This is a genomic window from Microcella sp. (genome assembly GCF_033763155.1).
In the GTDB taxonomy this organism is placed as follows: Bacteria; Actinomycetota; Actinomycetes; order Actinomycetales; family Microbacteriaceae; genus Microcella.
The window spans coordinates 1-10,661 of record NZ_JANRKZ010000090.1; the positions used below are offsets into that span (position 1 = coordinate 1).

A 10,661-nucleotide genomic window follows, 5' to 3' on the forward strand; every position below is an offset into this window, starting at 1 on the left:
GCCGGGTCGCCGGGGCTGAGCCGCAGGGCGGCGGGCGGCAGCTCGGCGACGGCCGCCGCGCAGTGCGCCCGTGCCGCGCGCACGCCCGCGGGCCCGAGCCACTGCGGGTCGGGCTCGCCGTCACGCATGAGCGTGACCGTCAGGGCTCGCACGGTGAGGCCCTCGCCTCGCGCGGCGGCGGCGTCCCGCTCGGGCAGGCCGTCGCCGTCGTCATCCACGACCACGCGCTCGGCAACGGCGACGCCGTCGCGCAGCAGTCGCTCGGCGCGCTTCGCTCCGCCGACCGAGCGCTTGCCGACGGAGTTCTTGGCCACGGGCATCCATGTGCCCCCGTCGGCGCCGGTGCCATCGCGCCGTGCGACGAGCTTGTAGACGAAGCCGGATGCGGGGGCTCCCGCCCCCGTCACCACCGAGGTGCCCACGCCGAACGCGTCAACGGGGCTGCCGCGCAGGGCCGCAATCGCGTGCTCATCGAGGTCGCTCGTGACGGTGATGCGCGTGCCGGTGGCGCCGAGCGCGTCGAGCTGCGCGCGCGTCTCGCGCACGAGCGTGGGCAGGTCGCCCGAGTCGAGGCGCACGCCGCCGAGCTGCGGGCCGGCCACGCGAACCGCGGTCTCGACGCCCTGCCGCACGTCGTAGGTGTCGACGAGCAGCGTCGTGCCGACGCCGAGCGCGGCGACCTGGGCGCGAAAGGCCTCCTCCTCCGAGTCGTGCAGCAGTGTGAAGGCGTGCGCCGCGGTGCCCATCGTCGGGATGCCCCAGGTGCGGCCCGCCTCGAGGTTCGAGGTCGCGCTGAAGCCGGCGATGTAGGCCGCGCGGGCGGCGGCGACGGCGGCGTGCTCGCCCGTGCGCCGCGAGCCCATCTCGGCGATGGGATGCCCCTCCGCCGCCGACACCATGCGGGCAGCCGCCGTGGCCACCGCCGAGTCGTAGTTCAGCACGCTGAGCACGACCGTCTCGAGCAGCACGGCCTCGGCGAAGGTGCCGCGCACCGTCAGCAGCGGTGAGCCCGGCACGTACACCTCGCCCTCGCGGTAGCCCTCGACCTGGCCCGTGAAGCGGTAGTCGGCGAGGTACGCGAGCGTGGTGTCGTCGACGACGCGCTCGTCGGCGAGCCAGTCGAGCTCGGGCTGCCCGAACCGGAAGGCGGTGATCGCGTCGAGCACCCGACCGGTTCCGGCCAGAACGCCGTAGCGGCGCCCGCCCGGCAGTCGCCGCCCGAACACTTCGAACACGCAGTCGCGGCCCGCGCGGCCCGAGCGCAGAGCGGCCTCGAGCATCGTCAGCTCGTACCGATCGGTGCGCAGCGCGGTCGTCACGCGGTCAGCCTACGCGCGGCTGCCCGCCCTAGTCTCGGGCGCATGACCCCGCCCACCGCCGCGAGCGCAGCCGCGCCGACCCGCTGGCTCACCGCCGAGCAGCTCGGGCCGGCGTTCGACGACGGCGGGCGCATCCTGCTGCTCGAGAACCACGAGGTCTTCCGGCGCCGCCCGACCCACCGGCAGAAGGCGCACCTGTACCTCGTCGCGCTGCGGCAGCGGGCGCGCGAGCTCGGCGACCGCGGCGCGCTGCACCGGGTGCGCCGCTACCGTGACGCGCTGACGGATACGGCGCTCGTGCCCGGCGAGCTCGAGGTGATCGACCCGCCGTCGTGGGCCGCGCGGCGCCTGGTTCGCGAGCTCGGGGCGAGCATCCTGCCCGCCCGCGGTTTCGTGACGGGCGAAGAGCAGTTCGCCGCCTGGGCTGTGGGGCGAAAGCCGAGCCAGCTGGTGATGGACCGCTTCTATCGGGAGGTGCGCGAGCGCACGGGCATCCTCATGCAGGGCGGGCAGCCGGTCGGCGGGCAGTTCAGCTTCGACGCCGACAACCGCCAGCCGCCGCCGAAGGGCGCCGTCAGCCTCGGGCTACCCGATCCGTGGCGGCCGGTCGAGGACGACATCGACGCCGCCGTGCGCGCCGACCTCGACGCACTCGAGGCGAGCGGCGTGCGCTTCCTCGGCCGCGACGGCCCGCGCCGGTTCGCGGCGACGCGCGCCGAGGCGCTCGCCGCCCTCGACGACTTCGTGGCCACGCGGCTCGGCGACTTCGGACCGTACGAAGACGCGATGATGCTCGGCGACGACACGATGGCGCACGCGCTGCTCAGTGTGCCGCTCAACCTCGGACTGCTGCACCCCCTCGAGGTCGTCGACCGCGTCGTCGCCGAGCACGCGGCCGGGCGGGCGCCGCTCAACAGCGTCGAGGGCCTCGTGCGGCAGCTCATCGGCTGGCGCGACTGGGTCTGGCACCTGTACTGGCACCTCGGCCCCGACTACACGCGCAGCAACAACGCGCTCGACGCCCACGTGCCGTTGCCCGCCCACTGGTGGCAGCTCGACGGGTCGGCAACGGATGCCCGCTGCCTGTCGCACACCCTCGACACGGTCGGCGGCGCGGGCTGGGCGCACCACATCCCGCGCCTCATGGTGCTGGGCAACGCCGCCCTGCAGCGCGGCTACGACCCGGCCGAGCTCACGGCCTGGTTTCAGGGCGCGTTCGTCGACGGCACGCCCTGGGTGATGCCTGCCAACGTCGTCGGCATGAGCCAGTGGGCCGACGGGGGAGTCGTCGCGACCAAGCCCTATGCGAGCGGCGGCGCGTACATCGACCGCATGAGTAACTTCTGCGGTTCGTGCCGCTTCAACCCCAAATTGCGCGTCGGCCCGGATGCCTGCCCGTTCACCGCGGGGTACTGGGCGTTCTTGGATCGGGTTGAGCCGAGCATCCGGGGCAATCACCGCATGGCGCAACCGCTCGCGGGGCTGCGCCGCCTCGCCGACCGCGAGCAGGTCGTGGAGCAAGAGAGAGTTCGCGGCCCGCTCTAGACTGGCCCTCGTGAGCACTGCGCCGATCGGAGTCTTCGACTCAGGAGTCGGCGGCCTCACCGTGGCCCGCGCGATCATCGATCAGTTGCCGCGCGAACGCCTCATCTACGTGGGCGACACCGCCAACGGCCCCTACGGTCCGCTGCCGATCGCCGAGGTGCGCGAGCATGCCCTCCGCATCATGGACGAGCTCGTCGACCAGGGGGTCAAGGCGCTCGTCATCGCGTGCAACACCGCGAGTGCCGCGATGTTTCGGGATGCCCGCGAGCGCTTTGAGCAAGGCCACGGCATCCCCGTGGTCGAAGTGATCCAGCCCGCCGTGCGCCAGGCCGTGCGCCGCACGCGCACGAAGCGCATCGGCGTGATCGGCACCGCGGGCACGATCCGTTCGGGGGCCTACGCCGACGCCTTCGTTGCCGACCCCGAAATCACGCTCACGAGTGTGGCCGCCCCGCGCTTTGTCGAGTTTGTCGAGGCTGGCGTGACGAGCGGGCCCGAACTCTTCGCTGTCGCCGAGGAGTATTTGGCCCCCCTGAAAGCCGCCGACATCGACACGCTCGTGCTCGGCTGCACGCACTACCCGCTGCTCGCGGGCGCGATTCAGTATGTAATGGGCCCCGATGTCTCGCTCGTTTCGAGCGCGGAAGAAACCGCTTACGACGTCTACCGTCAACTCGTCGCGCACGGCCTCGAGACCACGGCGACGGATGCCCCGCCCCACATCTTCGAAGCCACGGGCCCCGACACCGAGCACTTTCGGCACCTCGCCCACCGGTTTCTCGGCCCCGAGATCGGGCACATCGAGTCTTTTCCCACCGGGACGATCCCGGCTCAATCCCCGAAAGGCACCTCATGACCACGATCGCCGAATCCACGGGCCTCGGCTCAACGAAGCGTGCCGATGGCCGCTCGGCCGACCAGTTGCGCCCCATCACGATCGAGCGAGGCTGGAGCGCCCAGGCTGAGGGCAGCGCCCTCATTAGCTTCGGCAACACGAAAGTACTGTGCACCGCGAGCTTCACGAACGGCGTGCCGCGCTGGCTCACCGGCAAGGGCAAGGGCTGGGTGACGGCCGAGTACGGCATGCTGCCGCGCTCGACGAACGACCGCATGGACCGCGAAGCGGTCAAAGGCAAGGTCGGCGGCCGCACGCACGAGATCTCGCGCCTCATCGGCCGCAGCTTGCGCGCGGTCGTCGACATGAAGGCCCTCGGTGAAAACACCATCGTCATCGACTGTGACGTGCTGCAGGCCGATGGCGGCACGCGCACGGCGGCGATAACGGGCGCCTACGTCGCGCTCGCCGACGCGATCGAGTGGGGCCGCGCGCAAGGCTTTATCGCCAAGAAGGCCGTCGCGCTGAAGGACTCGGTGAGTGCCGTGAGCGTGGGCATCATCGACGGCGTTCCGCTGCTCGACTTGGCCTACGTCGAAGACGTGCGCGCCGAGACCGACATGAATGTCGTCGTCACGGGCTCAGGGCACTTTGTCGAGGTGCAGGGCACGGCCGAGGGCGCTCCCTTCGATCGTGCCGAACTCAACGCACTGCTCGACCTCGCCCTCGCGGGCTGCGTCGACCTGGCGGGGCAGCAACGTGCTGTGCTCGGGGCCTAACCGCGTGCGAGTCGTCGTCGCGACGCACAACGCGCACAAGGTCGCCGAGTTGCAGCGCATCCTCGGGGCCGCCCTTCCGAGCCTCGAACTGTTGCCTTACGACGGGCCCGCGCCCGACGAAGACGGCGGAACCTTCGCCGAGAACGCCCTCATCAAGGCGCGCGCCGCGGCGGCCCACACGGGCTTACCGGCCATCGCCGACGATTCCGGCGTGAGCGTGGATGCTCTCGCCGGCGCCCCCGGCGTCGACAGCGCCCACTACTCCGGTGAGCGCGACGACACGGCCAACCTGCGGCTCGTGCTCTCGAACCTCGGCGACGAGTCGAACCGTGCCGCGCAGTTCACGTGCGCGGCAGCCCTCGTCGACCCACTCGAAGTGGATGAGAACGGCGTCGCTTTCGAGCACGTCGAGCTCGGGGTGTGGCCCGGCACAATCGCCCTCGAAGCCGCGGGAGTCGGCGGCTTCGGCTACGACCCCATCTTCATCCCCGAGGGTCTCACCGTCACGAGCGCCGAGATCAGCGCCGACGAGAAGAACGCCATCAGTCACCGCGGCCGCGCGTTCGCGGCGCTCGCGCGCGTGCTCGCCGAGCGGTACGGCGCGCAGTAGACGCCGCCTCGTAGGCTGGAGCTATGTCGACCCCGCCCATCGCTCGCACGGTGCCCCGCACCACGGTCGATGCCGCCGACGACTACCTCAAGACGATCTACTCGCACACCGAGTGGCAACCCGACCCCATTACGCCCAATCAACTCGCAACGCGACTGGGCCTCGCACCCTCGAGCGTCACCGAGATGGTCAAAAAGTTGCACGCCGCCGGGCTTGTCGATCACCGGCCGTATGGCCCCATCACGCTCACGCCCACGGGCGAGCGGCGCGCCCTCGCGATGCTGCGCCGCCACCGGCTCATCGAGACGTGGCTCGTGCGCGTGCACGGCTACGGCTGGGACGAAGTGCACGATGAGGCCGAGGTGCTCGAACACGCGCTGAGCGATCGACTGCTCGATGCGATTGATGTCGAGCTCGGGCATCCACAGCGCGACCCGCACGGCGACATCATTCCGGCCGCCGACGGCTCGCTGCGGCGTCCGGATGCCGTGCGGCTCGACCACGCGCCCTTCGGCTTTGCGGGGCGCGTCGTGCGCATCAGCGACCGCGACCCCGCTGTGTTGCGCGTGCTCGACCAACTCGGCATCGCGCTCGACGAGCCCGTGTGGGTGGGGGAGTCGCCCGAGGGCGGTGCGGGGGTTGCGCTGTTGCGCCGCGTCGGCACGGAGGTTGTCGTCTCGCCAGCCGTCGCCGGTTCTGTCTGGCTCGAACCGCGCCCCGAGGTCTGAGATTTCGGCGCACCGAAATCTCGGTGATATCGTCGGAGGGTGACCGACGCCGAGCCCCGTGACCCTCGTGTGACGGCCGCTCGCAGTGGCCTCATCATCGCCCCGCTGCTGGGCCCAGCGATGGTCGCGGGGGTTGCCTACCTCGACCCCGGCAACGTCGCCGCGAACATGACCGCGGGCGCTCTGTTCGGCTACCTGCTCGTGTGGGTCGTCGTGACGGGCAACATCATGGCCTGGCTCATCCAGTACCTCTCCGCGAAGCTCGGCATCGCCACCGGATTGAGCCTGCCCGAGGCGCTCGGCCAGCGATTTCGGCGGCGCCCGGCGCGACTCGCCTACTGGGGGCAAGCCGAGCTCGTCGCGATGGCGACCGATGTCGCCGAGGTCATCGGCGGTGCCGTGGCGCTGTATCTCCTCTTCGACCTGCCGCTCATCGTGGGCGGCGTCATCACGGGCATCGTCTCGATGCTGCTTCTCGTCGTCCAAAGTCGACGGGGTGGCGTGCGCATCTTCGAGCGCGTCATCACCGGGCTCATTCTCGTGATCGTCATCGGCTTCTGTGCCGGGCTCGTCATCGGCCCGCCCGATCCGGCGGCAGCCGCGGCCGGCCTGCTTCCGCGGTTTGAGGGCACCGAGAGCGTGTTGCTTGCGGCGAGCATCCTGGGCGCCACGGTCATGCCGCACGCGATCTACGCGCACTCGGCCCTCACGCGCGACCGCTTCGGCCAGGTTGCCGCGGGAGCCGAACGCGCAACGGTGCTGCGCGCGACCAAGATCGATGTGACCATCGCGCTTGCGATCGCGGGTTCGGTCAACGTGGTCATGCTGCTGGTCGCCGCCGCCAACCTGCAGGGCGTCGAGGGCACCGACACGCTCGAGGGCGCGTTCGCGGCACTCTCGTCATCGCTCGGCCCGACAGTCGCTGTGCTCTTCGCGATCGCCCTGCTTGCGAGCGGACTCGCCTCGACCTCGGTCGGCGCCTATGCGGGCGCCGAGATCATGAAGGGGCTGTTGCGCGTGCACATTCCGCTGCTCGTGCGACGGGTCATCACGATCATTCCCGCGCTCGCCATTCTGGCCCTGGGTGTCGACCCGACGCTCGCCCTCGTGCTCAGTCAGGTCGTGCTGAGCTTCGGCATCCCGTTCGCGCTCATCCCTCTCGTGCGGCTGACGGCCGATCGCGCGCTCATGGGCGAATCGGTCAACCGGATGCCCACGACGGCCCTCGCCATCGTCTGCGCTGGACTGCTCATCGCACTCAACGTGACCCTGCTCGTGTTGCTCGCGCTCGGTGGCTAGGCGCGCGCCCTAGTTCTTGGCGCCCGGCGCCTTCTTCTCGTGCTTGCCGTCGTGAGGGCCAACGCCGTAACCGGCCTTCGGGTGCTCGGCTTCGTGCCGACCCGGGTGCGCCGATTCGTCGACCCAGATCTCGACCTCGGGCACGACTTCACCCAAGATCGCAGCCTTGGCCTCTTTGCGCTTCTCCCACTGCTCGCGACCGAGGTGCCACGCGATGCCCGCGACGGCCATTCCGATGACGACGAGGAAGACAATCTCGATGTATTCGGTCACGACCTCGGCGACGCCGGGAATGTGAGCGGCCCACCAGCCAATGAGCGGCAGGCCGACCCCCCAGAGAAAGGCGCCGAGAATGTTGTAGAACAAGAACTTGCGATAGGGCATCTTCCCCACGCCCGCCGCGACGGGGGCGATGGTGCGCACGACGCCGATGAACCGGGCGATCGTCACGGCCCAGCCGCCATAGCGAGCGAAGAAATACTCGGTGCGGGCGACGCTCTTCTTGCTGAAGAAACCCGCCGACTTGCGCTCAAAGATCGGCGGCCCCGCCTTGTAGCCGATGTAGTAGCCCAATTGGTCACCCAGAACAGCGGCGATGAAGATGCACGGCACGACGAGCCAAATCGGCTGCGGAATCACGCCCGTGAAGGTCAAGATGCCCGTGATGAGCAACAGCGTGTCGCCCGGCAACAAGAAGCCGATGAGCAAACCGGTCTCAACGAAAACGATCGCGCACACGAGCAGTAGGCCCCACTGGCCCGCTCCCGTGATCCACGCTTCAACATCGAAGAGTCCAAGGTCCATGGGCATCATTGGGCGGCTCCGTTGGTCTGAATGACGAGTGCGCATAGGGTACCCCGGCGCTCTGTGCGGAAGGAGGGACTTGAACCCTCACGCCCGAAGGCACAGGAACCTAAATCCTGCGTGTCTGCCAATTTCACCACTCCCGCTGGCGTCGCCAGTCTAGAGCGAGCGGCTCACACACGCCCGATCGCCTGCAGCGCCGCCCACACCTCGGCCCGCGCCGGAAACGCCTCGAGGTCGCGGTCGAGCAGCTCGGCCGCGCGCCGCAGGCGCGCGCGAACGGTGTGGCGGTGGATGCCCAACCGCAGCGCAGCTGCCTCAGCCACGGCATCGCACCGCAGCCAGGTGCCGAGCGTGCCGACGAGGTCGTCGCCGGTCGCGGCGTCGTGCTCAAGCAGAGGCTGCACGAGCGCGGCCGGATCGCGGGGGTCGAGTGGCTCGGCGACCACGGCGGGGGACGGCTCGCTCGCGACGAGTGCCGCCTGCACGGCCGACCTCAGAGCCGCGAGGCGTGCGGCGGTGTCGGCGGCTGACGCGGCGTGGGCATCCCGATCGGCGATGCCCGCGAGGCCGGCCAAGGCGACCACGCTCGTGATGACGGCGCGCTCGGCATCGTCATGCACCGAACCGGGGCCAATCGCGAGCACGCCCGTGAGGGCCGTGGCGGCGCCGACGGTCTGCAGGTTCCAGTCGTCGAGCGTGCGCGCGGCGCGGCGCCCGGCGGTGAGCATGCCGCGTGCTTCATCGAGCACGGCCTGCGGGGGAGTGCTGCCGAGCACGCTTCCGCTCGGGTCGACGATGCCCGCCTCGGCACCGATGCGGCGGGCAAGCTCGGCGACGACCGCAGCGAGACCCGTGGGCCGCAGGGCGGCGACCGCGATCGCGCGCTGCGTCTCGAGCGTCCAGCGCACGCGGGCGAAACGCTCGTCGGTCTCGAGGTCGGCGACCGCGCGCGCGACCGCGATGAAGGGAGTGCGATAGGGAACTTCGATCAGCGCGATGCCGTGGGCGGCGCACGCGTCGACGAGAGCATCGGGGGTGCCGTCGCGAATCACTTCGGTGCCGAAGCCCACGGCGGGAACGCCCGCGGCGGCGAGGCGCCCGACCCACGGGGCGATGTCGTCGTCGCTGGCCCACTGCGTGCCCGTCGTGAGCAGGGCATCGCCCGGTGAGAGAAACGGTGTGGGGTCGACGAGGTCACTTGAGTGCACCCAGCCCCACGGCCGCGCGCCGGCCGCCTCGTCGGCCCAGATGAGCCGCAAGTCGAGCTCGCGTCGAGCGAGCACGGCGTCGAGCGTGACGGGCATTGGGCTTCCTTCGATTCGGGAGTGCGCTGAGAGCAACCTATCGCGCCGCTATACATCGCGTCGAGCATTCGAACGCTTCGTGTACAGCTCGTACATACGTGTCCGTCACGCGCGGTCGTAGTCTTGCCCCATGAGCATGACCATTGATGCCCCGACGCTGCTCGGCGGGCCGAGCCTGCCGCAAGAGCGCCGACTCGTGACGAGCATCCCGGGCCCGAAGAGCGAAGCGCTCATGGCCCGCAAGCAGGCGGCGGTCTCGGCCGGTGTCGGCACCATGATGCCCGTCTACGCGGCCGCTGCTGGTGGAGGCGTCATCGTCGACGTCGACGGCAACTCGCTCATCGACCTCGGCTCGGGCATCGCCGTGACGAACGTCGGCAACGCCGACCCGCACGTGACGGCCGCCGTCATCGAGCAAGTGCAGCGCTTCACGCACACGTGCTTCACGATCACGCCCTACGACGGCTATGTCGAGGTGGCCGAGGCACTCAACCGCCTCACGCCGGGCGATCACGCCAAGCGCACCGCCCTCTTCAACTCGGGCGCCGAGGCCGTTGAGAATGCCATCAAGATCGCGCGCTACTACACCGGCAAGTCGGCGGTTGTCGCGTTCGACCACGGCTACCACGGCCGCACCAACCTCACGATGGGCCTCACGGCAAAAGCCATGCCCTACAAGGCCGGCTTCGGGCCGTTCGCGCCCGACATTTACCGTGCGCCCATGTCGTACCCCTATCGCGACGGACTGAGCGGTGCCGAAGCCGCCGAGCGTGCGATCCACATGATGGACCGCCAGATCGGTGTTGACCGCATCGCGGCCATCATCATCGAGCCCATTCAGGGTGAGGGTGGCTTCGTCGTTCCCGCCGAGGGTTTCTTGCCGGCGCTGCAGACGTGGGCCAACGCCAACAACGTCGTGTTCATTGCCGACGAGGTGCAGACCGGCTTCGCGCGCACGGGCCAGATGTTCGCGAGTGAGCACGAGGGCGTCGTTCCCGACCTCATCACGCTTGCCAAGGGCATCGCGGGCGGTCTTCCGCTTGCGGCCGTGACGGGCAAGGCTGAGCTGATGGATGCTGTGCACGCGGGCGGCCTCGGCGGCACCTACGGCGGCAATCCCATCGCGACCGCCGCGGCTCTCGGTGCGCTCAAGGCCTACGACGAGCACGATCTGCTCGCGCGGGCGCTCGAGCTCGAGGCGATCATCCGTCACGAGCTCACCACTCTGCAGTCGACGGATGCCCGCATCGGCGACATTCGCGGACGCGGCGCCATGATGGCGATCGAGCTCGTCGACGCCAATGGCAAGCCCGACGCCGCGCTCACCGGCAAGGTTGCGAAGCATTGCCACGTCAACGGCGTCGTCGTGCTCACGTGCGGCACCGACGGAAACGTCATCCGCCTGTTGCCGCCGCTGTCGATCAGCGACGACCTG

The 10,661-nt window shown here is 70.0% G+C and carries 10 protein-coding genes and 1 tRNA gene; 7 read left to right on the forward strand and 4 right to left on the reverse strand.

Annotation, left to right across the window (positions count from 1 at the left end):
• On the reverse strand, nucleotides 1–1,280 hold a 1,280-nt coding region (locus SFU54_RS04165; RefSeq protein ID WP_319015053.1), incomplete at its 3' end, for a nicotinate phosphoribosyltransferase.
• 81 nt (nucleotides 1,281–1,361) lie between these two features.
• Here SFU54_RS04165 and SFU54_RS04170 point away from each other — a divergent pair.
• The 6 genes from SFU54_RS04170 (at nucleotide 1,362) to SFU54_RS04195 (ending at nucleotide 7,115) form a co-directional block, all read left to right on the forward strand.
• Nucleotides 1,362–2,864 carry a cryptochrome/photolyase family protein gene (locus SFU54_RS04170; protein ID WP_319015045.1) on the forward strand — a complete coding sequence of 501 codons (1,503 nt, stop codon included), beginning with the start codon at nucleotides 1,362–1,364 and terminating at the stop codon, nucleotides 2,862–2,864.
• Nucleotides 2,865–2,874: 10 nt separating this feature from the next.
• Complete coding sequence (gene murI, locus SFU54_RS04175; RefSeq protein WP_319015046.1) at nucleotides 2,875–3,720, forward strand: glutamate racemase; 846 nt, start codon at nucleotides 2,875–2,877, stop codon at nucleotides 3,718–3,720.
• Nucleotides 3,717–4,478, forward strand: coding sequence for a ribonuclease PH (rph, locus tag SFU54_RS04180; protein ID WP_319015047.1), 762 nt, complete (start codon nucleotides 3,717–3,719; stop codon nucleotides 4,476–4,478). Before murI ends, rph begins: the two co-directional genes overlap by 4 nt.
• 4 nt (nucleotides 4,479–4,482) lie before the next feature.
• Nucleotides 4,483–5,088 carry an RdgB/HAM1 family non-canonical purine NTP pyrophosphatase gene (gene rdgB / locus SFU54_RS04185; protein WP_319015048.1) on the forward strand — a complete coding sequence of 202 codons (606 nt, stop codon included), beginning with the start codon at nucleotides 4,483–4,485 and terminating at the stop codon, nucleotides 5,086–5,088.
• Nucleotides 5,089–5,111: 23 nt separating this feature from the next.
• Nucleotides 5,112–5,816, forward strand: coding sequence for a metal-dependent transcriptional regulator (locus tag SFU54_RS04190; protein ID WP_319015049.1), 705 nt, complete (start codon nucleotides 5,112–5,114; stop codon nucleotides 5,814–5,816).
• 69 nt (nucleotides 5,817–5,885) lie between these two features.
• Nucleotides 5,886–7,115, forward strand: coding sequence for an Nramp family divalent metal transporter (locus tag SFU54_RS04195; protein WP_319015054.1), 1,230 nt, complete (start codon nucleotides 5,886–5,888; stop codon nucleotides 7,113–7,115).
• Between the two features lie 9 nt (nucleotides 7,116–7,124).
• Here SFU54_RS04195 and SFU54_RS04200 read toward each other — a convergent pair whose 3' ends face one another.
• The 3 genes from SFU54_RS04200 to SFU54_RS04210 form a co-directional block, all read right to left on the reverse strand.
• Nucleotides 7,125–7,919 (reverse strand): DedA family protein, encoded by a 795-nt coding sequence (locus SFU54_RS04200; RefSeq protein ID WP_319015050.1) that lies wholly within the window; start codon nucleotides 7,917–7,919, stop codon nucleotides 7,125–7,127.
• Nucleotides 7,920–7,983: 64 nt separating this feature from the next.
• Nucleotides 7,984–8,065: transfer RNA gene (locus SFU54_RS04205), tRNA-Leu, on the reverse strand.
• 27 nt (nucleotides 8,066–8,092) lie between these two features.
• Nucleotides 8,093–9,226 (reverse strand): PucR family transcriptional regulator, encoded by a 1,134-nt coding sequence (locus SFU54_RS04210; protein WP_319015051.1) that lies wholly within the window; start codon nucleotides 9,224–9,226, stop codon nucleotides 8,093–8,095.
• Between the two features lie 130 nt (nucleotides 9,227–9,356).
• Between SFU54_RS04210 and gabT the strand changes: the two genes are divergently transcribed.
• The coding region (gene gabT / locus SFU54_RS04215; RefSeq protein ID WP_319015052.1) for a 4-aminobutyrate--2-oxoglutarate transaminase at nucleotides 9,357–10,661 on the forward strand (1,305 nt) is incomplete at its 3' end.